Origin of the sequence: Sphingobium psychrophilum, from assembly GCF_012927105.1 — a bacterium.
Classification (GTDB): Bacteria; Pseudomonadota; Alphaproteobacteria; order Sphingomonadales; family Sphingomonadaceae; genus Sphingobium; species Sphingobium psychrophilum.
This window is the reverse complement of sequence record NZ_JABBFV010000018.1, coordinates 20,784-36,381: the sequence shown is the minus strand read 5'-3', so window position 1 is coordinate 36,381 and position 15,598 is coordinate 20,784. Positions and strand designations below refer to the sequence as shown.

15 protein-coding genes are annotated in these 15,598 nt (G+C 64.1%); 9 read left to right on the top strand and 6 right to left on the bottom strand.

Translation table 11 applies throughout. From position 1 onward, the window contains the following. Positions 1-48: 48 nt before the first annotated feature. Positions 49-342 (bottom strand): DUF1330 domain-containing protein, encoded by a 294-nt coding sequence (locus HHL08_RS19330; protein WP_169574659.1) that lies wholly within the window; start codon positions 340-342, stop codon positions 49-51. A gap of 173 nt (positions 343-515) precedes the next feature. On the opposite strand from HHL08_RS19330, the gene HHL08_RS19325 reads away from it, so the two are divergent. From HHL08_RS19325 to HHL08_RS19305, 5 genes are all read left to right on the top strand, one after another. Next, a complete protein-coding gene (locus HHL08_RS19325) occupies positions 516-1,274 on the top strand; it encodes a maleate cis-trans isomerase family protein (RefSeq protein ID WP_169574658.1) in 759 nt (252 codons plus the stop codon). Positions 1,275-1,395: 121 nt separating this feature from the next. Then, positions 1,396-2,310: a polysaccharide deacetylase family protein gene (locus HHL08_RS19320; RefSeq protein WP_169574657.1), complete on the top strand. Its 915-nt coding sequence runs from the start codon at positions 1,396-1,398 to the stop codon at positions 2,308-2,310. Continuing rightward, positions 2,307-3,191, top strand: a complete 885-nt coding sequence (locus tag HHL08_RS19315) for an isocitrate lyase/PEP mutase family protein (RefSeq protein WP_169574656.1) — start codon at positions 2,307-2,309, stop codon at positions 3,189-3,191. Before HHL08_RS19320 ends, HHL08_RS19315 begins: the two co-directional genes overlap by 4 nt. Then, complete coding sequence (locus tag HHL08_RS19310) at positions 3,181-3,813, top strand: isochorismatase family protein (RefSeq protein WP_169574655.1); 633 nt, start codon at positions 3,181-3,183, stop codon at positions 3,811-3,813. The genes HHL08_RS19315 and HHL08_RS19310 overlap by 11 nt, the downstream gene beginning before the upstream one ends. Then, on the top strand, positions 3,810-4,625 hold the full coding sequence (locus tag HHL08_RS19305; RefSeq protein WP_169574654.1) for an alpha/beta hydrolase: 816 nt from the start codon (positions 3,810-3,812) through the stop codon (positions 4,623-4,625). The genes HHL08_RS19310 and HHL08_RS19305 overlap by 4 nt, the downstream gene beginning before the upstream one ends. Positions 4,626-4,628: 3 nt before the next feature. Here HHL08_RS19305 and HHL08_RS19300 read toward each other — a convergent pair whose 3' ends face one another. Further along, on the bottom strand, positions 4,629-5,930 hold the full coding sequence (locus tag HHL08_RS19300) for a M24 family metallopeptidase (protein ID WP_169574653.1): 1,302 nt from the start codon (positions 5,928-5,930) through the stop codon (positions 4,629-4,631). A 165-nt stretch (positions 5,931-6,095) separates the two neighbouring features. Here HHL08_RS19300 and HHL08_RS19295 point away from each other — a divergent pair, with 165 nt between their 5' ends. Next, on the top strand, positions 6,096-7,145 hold the full coding sequence (locus HHL08_RS19295; RefSeq protein ID WP_169574652.1) for a class I SAM-dependent methyltransferase: 1,050 nt from the start codon (positions 6,096-6,098) through the stop codon (positions 7,143-7,145). Continuing rightward, entirely contained in the window at positions 7,142-7,441 is a 300-nt protein-coding gene (locus HHL08_RS19290) for a hypothetical protein (RefSeq protein ID WP_169574651.1), read from the top strand. Before HHL08_RS19295 ends, HHL08_RS19290 begins: the two co-directional genes overlap by 4 nt. Positions 7,442-7,445: 4 nt before the next feature. Here HHL08_RS19290 and HHL08_RS19285 read toward each other — a convergent pair whose 3' ends face one another. The 3 genes from HHL08_RS19285 to HHL08_RS19275 all read right to left on the bottom strand — a co-directional run bounded on the left by HHL08_RS19285 (position 7,446) and on the right by HHL08_RS19275 (position 11,992). Then, positions 7,446-8,249 carry an alpha/beta fold hydrolase gene (locus HHL08_RS19285; protein WP_169574650.1) on the bottom strand — a complete coding sequence of 268 codons (804 nt, stop codon included), beginning with the start codon at positions 8,247-8,249 and terminating at the stop codon, positions 7,446-7,448. A gap of 4 nt (positions 8,250-8,253) precedes the next feature. Continuing rightward, entirely contained in the window at positions 8,254-9,522 is a 1,269-nt protein-coding gene (locus HHL08_RS19280) for a M24 family metallopeptidase (RefSeq protein ID WP_169574649.1), read from the bottom strand. 70 nt (positions 9,523-9,592) lie between these two features. Continuing rightward, positions 9,593-11,992 (bottom strand): TonB-dependent receptor, encoded by a 2,400-nt coding sequence (locus HHL08_RS19275; protein WP_169574648.1) that lies wholly within the window; start codon positions 11,990-11,992, stop codon positions 9,593-9,595. Positions 11,993-12,259: 267 nt separating this feature from the next. On the opposite strand from HHL08_RS19275, the gene HHL08_RS19270 reads away from it, so the two are divergent. Together HHL08_RS19270 and HHL08_RS19265 are read left to right on the top strand one after the other, a co-directional pair. Further along, a complete protein-coding gene (locus tag HHL08_RS19270; RefSeq protein WP_169574647.1) occupies positions 12,260-13,642 on the top strand; it encodes an LLM class flavin-dependent oxidoreductase in 1,383 nt (460 codons plus the stop codon). Continuing rightward, positions 13,639-14,673, top strand: coding sequence for an LLM class flavin-dependent oxidoreductase (locus HHL08_RS19265; RefSeq protein WP_169574646.1), 1,035 nt, complete (start codon positions 13,639-13,641; stop codon positions 14,671-14,673). The genes HHL08_RS19270 and HHL08_RS19265 overlap by 4 nt, the downstream gene beginning before the upstream one ends. On the opposite strand, the gene HHL08_RS19260 is transcribed toward HHL08_RS19265, so the two are convergent. Then, positions 14,665-15,591 (bottom strand): LysR family transcriptional regulator, encoded by a 927-nt coding sequence (locus HHL08_RS19260; protein WP_169574645.1) that lies wholly within the window; start codon positions 15,589-15,591, stop codon positions 14,665-14,667. The two genes, HHL08_RS19265 and HHL08_RS19260, sit on opposite strands and share 9 nt — an antisense overlap. Positions 15,592-15,598 lie beyond the last annotated feature (7 nt).

The window sequence follows — 15,598 nt, the reverse complement described above, 5'->3', positions numbered from 1 at the left end:
TTTCAGTTCCTGCAATTCAGATAGGCGCGCAGATATGCGATCCGGGCTTCAGGCCGGATCGACCAGCAACCGCATGGAGACGGTGGCCGCACCTTCGCGCAGCTTGAGCGCCGCCTGATATTGCGGCGACGCGATATAGGCGCGGGCCGCATCGGCATCCGGATAACGGCTGACGACGATCCGCTCGCCGGGCACCGCCTGCCCCTCCAGCATCTCTGCCACCGGCCCCTTGACCACCGATTCCCCGCCAAATTGTTCGGCCAGGCCGGCGATGCCCTTGCCATAGGCGGCGAACGCCTCGGCGTCGGTGATCGTCACCGTCGCCACTATATATGCTGCCATCGCGGCCTCCCTGTTAACGCTTGCCGACATAGTGGCACCAACCGGCGGATCGGGCGTCAGGGTCTGATCATTTTATTCGCCAGTCGATAAAATCCGCTTTGGCGGATGACGGCAGGGCGCTGCCGCCCGCACAAGCAAGCCCACGTTCCAGAACATCCTTGCAAGGACACAAGATGGTCGATTCCCTGGGTTATCGCATGAAGTTCGCGGTCGTCGCGCCGTCGACCAACACCAGCGTGGAGCCGGAATATGCCGCCATGCGCCCGCGCGGCGTCACCAATCATTTCTCGCGCATCGCCATTCCCGATACCAAGGTGACGGATGACGACAGTTTCATGGTGATGCTGGAAAATATCCGCGCCGCGACCTTTGATGCGGTCGACGTGTCGATGTCGATGGACCCTGGCTGCGTCATCATGGGCATGTCCGCCGAAACCTTCTGGGACGGCGCGGAGGGTGCGGATCGCCTGCACAAAAAGATGCTGGAGCGGACCGGCGGCGTCCCCGTCATCATGGGGTCGACCGCCGTGGACGCCGCGATCAAGGCCTATGAGAGCGAAACCGGCCCCATCCGCAAGATCGGCATTCTCACCCCATACGCCCCCGTCGGCGACGCGAACGTCAAGAAATTCTTCGAGGATCAGGGCTATGAGGTGGTCCATATAGAGGGCCTCAAATCCCCTTCCCCCATGATGATCGCGCATGAGGACAAGCAGAAGCTCAAGCGCACTGCCATAGCCGTGAGCGAAGGCGTGGATGCCATCATCCAGGCCGGCACTAACCTGGCCTTTGCGGAAGTCGCCGCCATGGCCGAATTCTGGCTGGAAAAACCGGTGATCGCGATCAATACCGCAACCTATTGGCACGCCCTGCGCAGCATGGGACTGAACGATCAGATGGACGGTTTCGGCGCGCTGCTTAGCCGCTTTTAGAGCGATTTCTAGTCAAACGGAACGTTTGACGACTCGGAAATCGCGTTAAAACAGAGACTAGAGCGGTTCGTGATCCGACGCAGTCGGGTTACAAACCACTCTAAAAGGAAAGGTCGCTCACATGGACTATGATTATATCCCGCTGCCTCAGCGCCAGCCGCTTGTGTGGCCCAATGGCGCGCGCGTTGCCCTCATCCTGACGTTCAACCTGGAAACCTGGGATCTGACCAAGGACACCGACAAACCCTATTATGCCGGTGGCCCGTCGATCCTGCCCGACATCCTGCCCGGCAACACGCCCGACTTTCCCAATTATAGCTGGCGCGAATATGGTCAGCGGGTCGGCCTGTGGCGCCTCATCGACCTGTTCGACGAATTGGGCGTGAAGGCCAGCTGTACGACCAATGCCGTGACGTTCGACCGCCGCAAGGCGATGACCGACGCGGTGCTGGAACGCGGCTGGGAATTGCTGACCCATAATTGGGAACAGGGCGAACTGCTCACCAACTTCGCGGGCGATCCGGCCAAGGAGCGGGAGATCGTGCTGCGCACGCTCGACCAGTTCGAAAAATTCACCGGGCGCAAGTCGAAGGGATGGCTCTCCTCCTCGCTGCGCGGCACGCTCCAGACGGCGGACATCCTCGCCGAATATGGCTGCACCTTCTACTGCGACATCATGAACGATGATCAGCCCTATCTGCTGCGCACGCCGCACGGGCCGATCGTGTCGGTGCCCTATTCCAACGAAATCAACGATTTCACCTTCATCACCCGCAAAAATTACACGACCGACGAATATCGCGACGTGCTGATCGAGGAACTGGACGTCCTCTATGCCGAAGGGGCCAAGACCGGGCGGATCATGAACTTGGGCCTCCACCCCCATGTGTCGGGCCGCGCCCACCGCATCCGGGCGCTGCGCGAATTCATCGAACATGCAAAGTCGCTGCCGGGCGTGTGGTGGGCGACGCGGGAAGAGATTGCGCAATGGTATCTCCAGAACCATGAAAGCCACATCCCCGGCCAGCTAGGATGAGCGAACCGGCGCATGTCGCCGCACTGAAGGGCCTGCTTTCGGCAGGCCCGGACGGGCGGCGGCTATACAGCGTGCCGGGCTGCTGGGACGGCCTCACCGCGCTGCTGATCGAGCGCGCGGGCTTCCCCATCGCCTTCCTGTCGGGCGGCGCATTGTCGATGGGCCGCTATGGCCGTCCCGACATGGGGCTGGTCACCGCCAGCGAAGTGGCCGAAGCGGTGGCGGTGATCCGGGATCGTATCGCCATTCCCCTGATCGTCGATGCCGACACAGGCTTTGGCAATGCGCTCACCCTGCAACGCGCCCTGCGCTCTTTCGAGCGGGCGGGCGCCAGCGCGGTGCAGATCGAGGATCAGGGCTTCCCCAAACGCTGCGGCCATATGGCCGGCAAGACGGTGGTTCCGCTGGCGGAGTCCGTCGGGCGGATCAGGGCGGCGCTGGACGTGCGCCAGAACATGCTGGTCATCGCCCGCACCGATGCGCTGGCGGTCGAGGGGCTGGACGCCGCCATCGACCGGGCGGAGGCCTATCTGGCGGCGGGCGCGGACCTGATCTTCATAGAAGGGCCACGGACGATGGACGAACTGGAGCGGATCGCCGCCCGTTTCGCCGGGCGCGTGCCGCTGGTGCATAATCTGGTCGAGGGCGGGGTGACCCCGACCGCCGATGGCGCGACGCTCGAAACGCTCGGCTTCGCCATTGCCCTCCATCCCCTGCTGATGATGCACGGACTGGTCGCGCAGGCGCCCGACTGGCTGGGAACATTGGCGCGCGAACGCACCACCACCAGCCTCGCTGACCAGATCGTCCAACTCTCCGACATGAACGCCCTGCTCGGCGCGCCGGACCTCATTGCCCTTGGGAAACGCTATGACAGTTGATCTGAACGCCGATTATGCAAGCGCCGGTTTCGGCGGCAAGCTGACCTTTGGCCAACGTCCCGCGCTGCTGATCGTCGACGTGGTCATGGCCTATCTCGATCCCGCCTCGCCGCTTTATGCCGGGGTGGAGGATGCGCTGGCGTCCAACGTCCGGTTGGCGGCGGCGGCGCGCGCGGTCGGCGTGCCGGTGATCTTCACCAATATCAGCTATGAACCAGGCGGCATCGATGGCGGCATGTTCTTCCGCAAGGTGCCCGCGCTCAAGGCGTTCGAACAGGGATCGCCCGCCGGCACCTTCCCGCCCGAACTTCAGCCATTGCCGGGCGAACTGGTCGTGTCAAAAAAATATCCTTCGGCTTTCTTTGGCACGTCGCTGGCCTCCACCCTTCACGCCGCCAGGTTCGACACGCTGCTCATCACCGGCTTTTCGACATCTGGCTGCGTCCGTGCGTCGGCGCTCGATGCGCTCTGCCATGGCTTTGCCCCCTTCGTCGTGCGCGAAGCCTGTGGCGATCGCGACGCGCGCCCTCAAGAACAGAATCTCTTCGACATGGCCGCCAAGATGGCCGAGGTGGTGGGCGAGGCCGAAGCCATCGCCCTGATGGGCGATCGCCCGGTATGATCGACCGGGACTTCGTGACCATTGCCGAAGGGCCGGTGCATATGCGCCGCCTGCGTGGTCCGGGTCGTCCGCTGTTGCTGCTCCACCCTTCACCCAACAGCTCGCGCGGCATGGTGCCAGTGATGCAGGCGTTGCGCGCGGCGGGCAGTGACGCCGACCTCATCGCCATCGATACGCTGGGCAATGGCGATTCCCCGCCGCCCGTGCCCGACGTGCCGGACATCGCCTATTTCGCCGATGCCGTGCGGCGGATCGTCGCGGCCATGGGCCTGGCGCAGGTCGATCTGTACGGCGCGCACACCGGCGCGCGCATCGCCTGCGAACTGGCGGCCACCTGTCCCGATCTGGTCGGCCGGCTGATCTTCCAGGGGATCAGCGATTTCGATCCCGCCACCCGCGCCAAACGGCTGGACGCCTATGCCCCTGCGATGGAGGCCGACGATTATGGCCGCCACTTCATCTGGGCGTTCAACTTCGTGCGCGACCAGTCGCTCCACGCGCCCTATTTCCTGCGCGATCCAGAACACCGCCTGATGAACCGCGCGGTGCCGGACGCCGATGCGCTTCATGCCGCCGCGCTTGACGTGCTCAAAAACCTGACCTGCTATCACAAGCCCTATCGCGCGGCCTTCGCCTATCCCACGGCGGACCGGATCGCGCGGGTCACGGCCCCGACCCTGTTCCTCCGCCTGCCCGGCCTGCCACCCCATATCGCGGCGGCCGCGCCCGAACTGGCAGCGATGATGGCGGATGCCCGCGTCGTCGATACCGACGATCAGGCATCGGCCATCACCGCCTTCCTCAGCCGGTAGGCATCAGGCGATAGGCCGCACTCGCAGCGACGTGTCCATCGACGACAGCGCCTCGCAGCCATGTTTCGTGACCAGCATCATATCCTCGACATGCGACGTGCCCCAGCCGAATTCATGATAGGGCATGTCCAGCGTGAAGACCATATTCTCCTCGAAGACGAGGGGGTGATGCCCCGGCATCTGCGCGCCAACCGACACCGGATGGTCGGTATGTTCCAGCCCCACCGAATGCGGCCCGGCGATGACGAAGCCGGGAAAACCCTCATCATGGACGGCCTTCAGGGTCAGGTCGACAATCTCCTTGAACGTCTTGCCCGGCCGGATATTCTCGTAAGCGATGTGCAGCGCGCGCGTCACCGCGACATTGCGGTCCAGCATTTCCCTGGTCGGTTCGCCACAGATGACCGTGCGCCCCACATCGCCACGATATTGTTTGTAACTGCCCACCGAATCCAGCTTCATGATCTCGTTCGCTTCGACCACGCCGGTCGCCAGCCCCCGGATATTGGCAATGATCCATTCCGACTGTCCGCCCTGGTCCAGCATCGATTGCGCATGGATGCGGCCGATGTCGTCCAGCGGCATCCCAACATGGATCTGGTCGATCACCGCGTTGATCGCCGTCTCGCTCATCCGCGCGGCGATCCGCAGCAGTTCGATTTCCGCCGGGCTTTTGACCATGCGGATTTCCTTGAAGATGTTCAATGCGTCGCAGCCGGTAAGGTCAGGCAAGCCGACCTCGTTCAGCCACCCCAGCACGCGCGGATCGTCAAAGCCGATCTTGCCGCGCGACAGCCCCGCCGTCTCGATCGCAGCCTTGAGCGCGCGGGTCGAGGAAATCGCCGGATTGTCGCTGTGCATAGCATAGCGGGCCAGCAACTGCCGGTCGCGCGGCGCCATCTCCGCGCCTTCGCGCGTGGGATAGGGCGTCAGTGCCTGCCCTTTGGCGGACGCTTCGGTGACCACCTGGTCGCCGCCGCTCTCGTCAATCTCTTCGGTCGTGAACTCGAAATCGCGCGGCGGCATCGGCTGGCCCGGCTTGATCCGGGTGATGTAGGTCGACACGTTGGGCATCCATGTCGGCACATGTTCCAGATGATAGACGCCCGTGCCCGGCATGATCAGCGCGGCCGGCTTGCTCTCGTCGCGCGGCAGGAAGGCGTAGAGCGTGTAATTGCGCGACATCAGGAACATCGATCCCCAATAATCGCTCAGATAGTAGATATTCTCCTTGAACGCCGCGACCAGGCCATCCAGCCCGTGCCGGTCCATGACGGCGTTGGCGCGTTCCCTGTTCAGCAGCATATCTCTTGTCCTTCCTGTTCGACGCCCCCAGTCTAGCGCGTCCCCGCCCATCCCGGCCAGCCAACTGTCCCGCTGTCCACCAGATGATAAAATCATGGCGCGGGCGCGACGTCGCGCGCCCATGGCGCTATGGTGCAACGCAGGCAGTCAAGGCGGAGACAGGCGATGGACGAAGTGGTGCTGGGCCAGCGCGGGCGGGCGACGATCGATTTCCATTGCGCCGTGCGCGGCGCGGTCGCGAAACTGCAACGCGCGGTCGAGGCGGAACTGAGCGACGCGGGCATCAATGCCCAGACCATGCCGGAAAAGATGGACGACCGGCACCGCCTGGTCGACGAAACGCTTGCCCATTCGCCGGTCTATGGTGCCCGCGCGCTGCTGGGCGAATGGACCGCCAAGGATCATGGACCGATTTGCCAGGACGCCTTTGCCGAAATCCGCGACACGGTAGAACCGATGCTCAAGGCGCTGGAGGATGGCCCGGCGACGCTGGAGCTGGACGAGGCGCTGGAACTCCCCGCCTATTTCGAGCGGGTATGGTTCCACCGCACCACCGGCGGCTGGGACGCCAGCCCGCATAACGGCTTCGTCCATGGCGAACTGATCCACAAGCGCATCCTGACGCGCGTGTTCGGCGGTAATATCTTCGGCCATCGCCGCACCGCCGCGGCCAAGGCACCGCCTCGCGCCTATCGCCGCATCCTAGACATGGGGGCTTCGTCGGGCCATAATATGGTCGCGCTGGCGGAGGCCTTCCCGGATGCGCAGATCAGCGGCGTCGACTTTTCCGCCCGGATGCTGGAGCAGGCCCGGCGGGTCGCGAATGCCCGTGGCTGGGCCTGGAAACTCTATCAGCGCCCCTGCGAAGCCACCGGCTTTGCCGATGGCAGCTTCGACCTGGTCAGCAGCTATAATCTGATCCACGAAATCCCGCCGCGCATCATCCGCGCCGTTTTTGCCGAGGCCTATCGCCTGCTGGAACCGGGCGGCACGGTCATCATGTCAGACGTGCCCCGCTATGCCGACCTCGACCGCATGGCATCCTGGCGCTTCGACTGGGCGGCCCGTTGGGGCGGGGAACCCTATTGGCGCGCGGCATCGACCACCGACCTGGTCGCAGTCGCGCAGGAAGCCGGTTTCGTCGATGTGGACGGCGGCGTCCTGCCTGGCGGGCAGCCCTATATCCTGGTCGCCCGCAAGCCGGAGGCCGCATGATGACCGACGCCAAGACCAGCCCCAAGCGCGCATCCGACCCCGAGCCGCGCCAGATGCTGCGCGACAACCAGCTCGATCATCTGGGCGAAGCGATGCTGACGCTGACGCGCGAACTGTGGGTGCTGACCGACCGGGTACGGATATTGGAAGCGGTGCTGGAGGATAAGGGGATCGACGTGCGCGACGCCATCGCCACCTATGTCCCGTCGGCGGAACTGGAGGCGGAACTGGCCGCCGCGCGGGTGCGGCTGGTGGACGCCGTCGTCACCGCACTGACGGGGCAAGGCGACGCCTAAAGCCTTACCGCCGCAAAAATTCCTCGATCAGCGCGGCGATCCGCTCGACCTCCAGGTCGAACAGGCCATGCGCCACGCCCGGCATCTCGACATATTGCGCGCCCCGCACCCGTGACGCATGCGCGCGGGTCAGATCCCACAGATCGTCCTGCGGATTGAGGATCAGCGTATCATGCGCCAGCGCGTCGAGCGCGGATTGCAGGTCATGGCGATAGACCGCATCATAACCCCAGGGCGCGCGCGCGCCGCAGCGCAAATTTTCAGTCAGCGATTCATGCAGCCAGGCGGTATCCACCCGCGCGTCGGACAGCGATCGCATCAGCGCCCACATCCGCCCCAGATGCGACCCATCCTCTGCCGGCCTTGGCCAGTGGGCCAGCGCCGCCCGCTTCTCGGCACGCACGTCGGCATCATAGGCGGCGACGGACACCAGGATCAGGCGGCGCACCTGCCGCGGCCGCATATTGGCCATCGCGACGGCAATGGACGATCCGGTATGATAGCCCAAAAGGTCGACCATCGTATCCGCGATCATCCCGTCGGCGGCCAGCCGCTCCACCACGCCGAACATCGCCTCGGCATGATCCTCGATCGACGGCGGCGCAGGCGGCGCATCACTGGCACCATAGCCGGGCGTATCGGGCGCGAATACGGCGCGGCCCGGCGCCAGTTGCGCCATCAGCCGTTCGTAGATCCAGCCCGACTTGGGCGTGGGGTGCAGCATCAACAGCGGCGGCGCGGTCGGCTTGCCCGCCAGTCGCACATGCACTTGGCCCCAACGGCCCTCGACATAGGTTTTCGTGGTCATCGCCTCAGCGCGACGCGCCCGGACGCACGCGCAGCGACGTGTCGCAATTGGTCAGCGGCTCGACCCCGTTGGCTGTCACCAATATCTGGTCCTCGACATGCAGATTGCCCCAGCCGATTTCATAATAGGGCATGTCGAGCGAGAAGATCATATTCTCCTCGAACACGAACGGGCCATTGCCGCCGGGCAGGGTCGGGCCGATCGGGATCTTGTGGTCGGAATGTTCCAGGCCAATCGAATGGGGCGTGGCGAAGAAGAAGCCGGGGAAGCCCGCGGCGCGCACCGCGTCGATCACCGCGCTGGTCACTTCCTGCCCGGTGACGCCGGGCTTCACGACTTCCAGCACGGTCTGGCAACCGACCTCCAGCGCCTTCATGCGCCGGACCAGTTCAGGCTTGGGTTCGCCGCACACAGCCACCCGCCCCAGGTCGCCAAGATAATTTTTATATTCGCACAATCCGTCGAAGGTGATGCTCTCCCCCTCCAGCACCGTACCCATGGCATGATGGGTGCCGTTCTGGCCGGTATTGAGATAGATCGCCTTGCCGCCGCGCTTGGCGACTTCGACATTGTAGATCAGGTCCAGTTCGTCGCGCGGCATCCCGACCTCGATCGAATCGAGCACCACGTCGAGCGCTTCCTGGTTCATCAGCGCGACCTTGCGCATCAGCGCGATCTCGTCGGGCGACTTGACCATGCGGATGTCACGGAACGTCGTCGTCGCGTCGGACACCTGGACGTCCGGCAGGCCGATCTCCTGCAACCATGGCCCCACGCGCGGATCGTCCGACCCCAGATTACCGGCCGACAAGCCCGCTTCGGCGATGGCCTTCTTCAGCGCATAAAGCGCGTTTACCGACGCATTACCGCGATGGCTTTCCTGAAACAGCAGATATTGCTCGTCGCGCGGAGACAAGGTCTCATGATTGATCGGCCATTTCATGCCATATTCGACATGTTCGGGATCTTCGACATCGGGGTCGAAATCGCGCCGGTCCAGATAGATGGGATGCACATAGCTCTGGATGCTGGGCATCCATGTCAGTTCAGGCTTGTGGAAGAAGCGGACATGCTCGACCCCGGTGACGATCAGCGCGGGCGGCGCGGTTTCGTCACGCGGCAGGAAGGCGTAGTTGTAGAAGGTGCGCCGCATCCGCATCAGCGCGCCCCAATAATCGGACAGATAATAGACGTTGATCGGCGACGTCGCGATCAGGCCGTCCAGCCCCTCCCGATCCATGATGGCATAGGCGCGGTCCTTGTTCAGCAGCATCGATATGTCCGATCGGCGAAGGGCAAAAAGAAACCCCGGCAATCTTGCGATTGCCGGGGTTGTGTCAGCATCAGAAGCGAACCGCGCCCCTGACACCGATGGTGGCCCGTTCCGGCGCCGCCAGGACGATGGTGTTGAGGCCCTGGCTCACATTGCTGTTCGGATTGGTATTCCGCAGCACGTTGGTCGGCGTCTTGTCGTCGAAGATGTTCCGGCCGAACAGCTCGATCGTATATTTGTCCGTGCTGGCGCCCACGCGGATGTTCACGCGGCTTGCCGAATTGATCCACGCCACATTGGCAGCGGTGGCATATTGCTTGCCGGTATAGATATAATCGACGCGGAAGATGCCGGTCCAGTCGTCGTTGATGCGCGGCTGGTAGTTGATGGCCGCCGTGCCGCTATACTGGGGATAGCGTTCCATCGTGTTGCCGACCGGATTGATGACGCCGTTGATGGCGACGCATTCCGAACAGGCGACGCTGCGGATGTCGGTGGCCGCCCAGTTGAACGTGCCCTCCAACGTCAGGTCGCGGGTCGCCTGGAAAGCGCCTTCCAGTTCCACGCCCCACAGGTTCGTCGAACCGTCGGGGAAGGTCAGCGTCGCGGTCGACGTGGTGGTGCCCACGGTATAAGCGATGTTCTGGTTGATCTGGCGATCACGCCATTGCCCATAATAGACAGCGCTCAGGACGCGCAGGCGACGACCGAAAAATTCGCCCTTCAGACCTGCTTCGTACATGGTAAGCTTTTCTTCGGCCACCGCGGTCGGGATTTCACGCCCGGCATTGGTGGTCAACTGCGCCTGGATCGCGGGCGAAAACAGGGTGTAGTTGGTGTTGAACGTGCCGGGGCGCGTACCGCGCGACCAGGACGCATAGGTCGATACCGTCGGCGTGATCTCGTAATTCAGGATGACGCGCGGGGTGAAGGACTTGAACGTCTTGGCCAGGTTGGTCGCTTCGGCGCCGGTGGTGATCGAATAGCCGATATGGTTGATGCGATCCCACTGGTAACGCGCCTCGCCGCTCAGCTTCAGGCCGTCCAGCAATTCATAGCTGGCAGACCCGAACACGCCGAATGTCCGGGCGCGGTAGTCGGTGGGTGAACCCAGGTTGGTCGGCGTCGGTCCGCGCGATGCGCGGGTGAAGAAATCGATGCTTTCCCAATAATAGTTGCCGCCGACCATATAGGTGAACTTGCCGCTGTCGGGCGAAGCCAGCCGCAGTTCGGCCGAATTATTCTGGATGTCGTAGGGCAGGTAGACGGTCGAATAATAGTTCGTGCCGTCGGGCGCCCGGTTGTAGGTGTCGGTCAGCGCGGCCCAGCGGTTGCGATTGTGCGACACGGCGGCCGACAACGTATGGTCGCCCACTTCCTGGTCGACCATCAGGCGCAACTGATAGGCTTTACGTTCCAGACCCAGATGATCGATGAAGCCGGCCGATACCGTCGGCTTCTGCGCCGGGTTGGTGACGCCGCCGAAATTGGTGCTGCCACCCGGATTGATATTCTGCGACATTTTGGACGGCACGATATTGCCGACATTGCCACAAATATAGTTGAAACCTGTGGTGCTGCCTGCGGGCACGCGGCCATTGCCGCCGACATTGCAATTATAGTCCGCCTCGGTCAGCAGCGACTGGGCCGACGGGCCATCGCTATCTTCCCAATAGGTGGCATAGCCACGCACAGTGGTCGTTTCGGTCGGCTTGGCGATGAAGCTGAAATCGATCGACTGCGTGTCGCGCTCGCCCAGGCGGCCGCTATAGCCAGCATTCTTATACTGGCCGTCGGTGTGATAATAGCGACCCGCCAGGCGCACTGCCAGCTTGTCCTCGACGATCGGCCCTTCGACGCTGACCTTGGCGTCGATGCTGTTATAGGAGGAATAGGATACATCGGCGCTGCCCTTGAACTCTTCGAGCGAGGGTGCGCGCGTGATGAAGTTGATCGCGCCGGCAAAGGTCGAACGGCCGAAATAGGCGCTCTGCGGTCCCTTCACCACTTCGACCCGCTCGATGTCGCCCATGCCCGACGTCGCGCCGCCCGGCACCGCAACGCCATCGACGAAGATCGTCACGGCCTGGCGGTTGGGCGAGTAGCCGGGATACATGCCGCGCATCGAAATCGTCTGGAAACCGCGATCGTTGCGGTTGGCCGAGCTGTTCTGATAGCGCAGGCCCGGCACGAAGTCGTTGAGTTCGTTCAGGCCGGTCACGCCGCGCTGGTTCAGCGCATCGCCGCTCAGCGCGGTGATGGAAACGGGCACGTCGATCAGGTTTTCGCCGCGCTTACGGGCGGTGACGACGATTTCGCCCATCCCGCTGGGGGCCGCGCTGTCGGCGGCGGCGGCGGTGTCCTGCGCCAGCGCCGGAACGCTGGACAAAGCGAGCACGGCGCTTGCGGTGGTCAGGCACAACATGGCCTTGCGTGAATGTGAAGACGGAACCTTATGGGTCGTAAACATGTTTTTCTGCTCCCTGCGCTGAAAAGACGTAAAGTCTCCTGCGAACACTCAGGCACGTCTTTTTTGCGGCTCCGAGTTGTTGATGCGATCATCCGCAGCGAGGGGCCTTTGCGTCCAGTACCACCGTTCGACTATCCACCTGCCGGTCAGATACGGCTGGTTTGTCCGACAGGCGATCATGAGCAAGGCGATGCTGGCCTGATGCCCGCGTCCTGCCGATCAAACGGCACCGGCGCAGATGTCGGGCCAGATGGAGCGTGCCCTATCATGCGAACCAAAACCGACCGGATGAGCCTTTTCGCCATGCCCATGGGCAGCGGCGCCCATTGCGCCGGATGGCGCCATCCCCTGGCCGGTGACAGCCGCCTTCATTCCATAGGCCATTATCGCGCCATCGCCCAGATCGCCGAACGCGGAAAGTTCGATGCGATGTTCCTGGCCGATGCGCAAGGGTTCCGGCCAATCGCCGGGCGCGACGCCTATGCCTGCGTCGACGCCATCCGCATGGACCCGGTGACGGTGCTGAGCGCGGTCGCCATGGCAACCTCGCACCTGGGCCTGATCGCCACCCTGTCCACCAGCTATAACGAACCCTATTCGGCCGCGCGGCGGCTCGCCACATTGGATCATATCAGCGAAGGGCGCGCGGGCTGGAACGTCGTCACCTCCACGACCGAGAATGAAGCGCATAATTTCGGGCGTGAGGGTCATTATGGCCATGGCGAACGCTATGCCCGCGCCGCCGAATTCGTCGACGTCGCCAAGCAGCTATGGGACAGCTGGGACGATGACGCCATCTTGGCCGACCAGGACGGTGGCCGCTATTTCGATCCCGCCAAGGTCCATGGCATCGCGCATCAGGGCACCCATTTCAGCGTCGCCGGCCCGCTCACCATGGGCCGCCCGCCGCAGGGACACCCGGTCATCGTGCAGGCCGGCTCGTCCGACGCCGGACTGGATCTGGCCGCGCAGACGGCCGAGGCGGTCTTCACTTCCCACCCGGCGCTGGAAAGCGCGCAGGCCTTCTACACCGACCTCAAGGAACGGGTCGCCGCCACCGGCCGCGCGCGCAGCAGCCTGAAAATCCTGACCGCTATCCAGCCGGTCATCGCCGACACTGCGGAGGAAGCCGAAGCGATCACCCGCGAACTGGAAGCCCTGATCCCCGCCGATCTGGCGATCGCGCTGTTGCAGATGCAGCTGGGCGGCATGGACCTGTCCGGCTTCGACCCGGACGGTCCGCTGCCCCCTGTCCCGGCCAACAATGCCTCGCAAGGGTCGCAGAAGCGGATTATCGATCATGCCGCGCGCGAAAATCTCTCCATCCTCCAGATCGCCCGCCACATCGCCGCCGGTCGGACCAGCAAGACCGCGAGCGGCACGCCGCAGCAGGTCGCCGACATGCTGACCGACTGGTTCGCCGCCTCCGCTGCCGACGGCTTCGTCATCGCCGCGCCGGTACTGCCCGACATGCTGGCGCGCTTCGTCGACGGAGTCGTTCCGATCCTTCAGGCGCGCGGCCTGTTCCGCACCGAGTATGAAGGCACCACCCTGCGCGACCATCTGGGCCTGACCCGTCCAGCCAGCCGCCATGCGGGCCACCCCGAACGGCATGTCGAACCTGAAATCTGGGCGGAGATCAGCCGATGAAGGTCTTCGGCCTCCTACCCTATGTCGACGAAAGCGAAATCACGCGCGCGACCGGCAGCTTCGACCCGGCCTTCATCAGGACGCTGGCCGAATGCTATGACGCGCTCGGCTATGAGCGAGTCCTGATCGCGCAAAGCGCCAGTTCGCCCGACAGCATGACCGTAGCGGCATCGGTCATGCAATGGACCGATCGGCTGAAACTGATGATCGCCCATCGCCCCGGCTTCGTCGCGCCGACCATGGCCGCGCGAATGCTGGCGACCATCGACCAGTTGAGCGGCGGCCGCTGCGGCGTGCATATCATAACCGCGACCAACGACGCCGAAACACGCGGCGACGGCGATTTCCTAACCAAGGACGAACGCTACGCCCGCAGCCGCGAATATGTGGCGCTGCTCCGCCAAAGCTGGACCGCGACAGAGCCATTCGACCATGCAGGCGACGCCTATCGGGTCGAAGGCGCGCGCACGATGATCCGCCCGGTCAATGGCACGATCCCGATCTTCTGGGGCGGATCGTCGGGCCTTGGCGTGCAATATGGCGGGGAATGTGCCGATGTGTACGCCTTTGCCGGGACAACGATCGAACGCAGCGCCGCCCTGATCGCACAGGTCCGCGCCGCCGCTGCCCCCTTTGGCCGGTCACCCCGCTTCCTGATGTCGATCCGCGTCGTCATCGCGCCCGACGATGCGGCCGCATGGGCACGCGCGGGGTCCATCGTCGCCACGATCAAGGCGCAAGGCGGTCCGTCCAAAAAGGGGCTGGGCAGCGGTTCGGACGAAAGCGCCGCCCGCCGCGTCGCCGAAGCCATGGCCGCCCGCTCGACCGCCGATCCCTGCCTGTGGGGCGGCGTCATCGAAGCGACCGGCGGCACGTCACACGCCATGGCGCTGGTCGGCGGCCCCGACCAGTTGGTCGAAACATTGGCCGCCTATGAATCGATCGGCGTGGACGATGTGCTGCTGCGCGGCTTCGACAATCTGGCCGATGCGCAGGCGGTCGGGGAACTGCTCATCCCGCGCTTAGGCTGAATCCACCGCCACGCTGCGCAGGGCATCAGTGACGATCCGCAACAGCGGTGTCTCCACCACGACGGCCCGGCGCAGCATCAGCCCCGCCAGATAGTCGAACCGCATGTCCGGCAGGTCCAGCGCCACCAGCCGCCCTGCCGCGACATCCCCCATGGCCTGCGTCCTCGGCAATATCGCAATCATATCCCCCTGCATCGTCGCCTGCCGGATCAGCGGCAGATGCGCGCTGTTGAGCGCCTGTTGCGGAGCGGTCAGCCCCAGCCGAAAGAACAGGCTGGCAAAACGGTAGGAGAGCGACAGTTCGAACGGGATCGCCCACCGCTCGCCCGCGACATCCTGCACCGTGACGGGCCGCCCGGCCAGCGCATGGCGCGCCCGCACATAGGGTTCCAGCAGGATCGTCCCCAGCGGATCGAAACTCAACTCCGCCGTCTCCCGCTGCCCCGCGCGCAGAAAGTCGGGGATCAGGCACAGCGCTGCGTCCAGTTCCCGCGCCATCAATCCGGCGGTCAGCACTTCGCGCGTCCCCGTGCTCACCTGTACATTGATATTCGGCGCGCGCGCCGCGATCAGCGCCAAAGCGCGCGGCATTGCGGCATCCAGAAAATTGGGCGACACGCCAATCCGCATCTGCCCCTGCGTCGCCAGATGGCCGGGGTCCAGTTCCGCCATCGCCCGGCTGGCTTCGTTGATGATCGACAGCGCATGGGGCAGCAATTTGTCCCCCGCCGCGCTGATCACCGCGCCGCGCGGTCCCCGGTCGAACAGCCGCGTCCCCAATTCCGCTTCCAGCAACGCGATACCGCGCGTCAGCGCAGGCTGGCTGACGCCCAGCCGCCGCGCAGCGCGGCCAAAGCCCCCCTCCTGCGCCACCGCGACGAATTGCTCCAGCTTCCTGGTGTCCATACCCTCACTCATACATTAT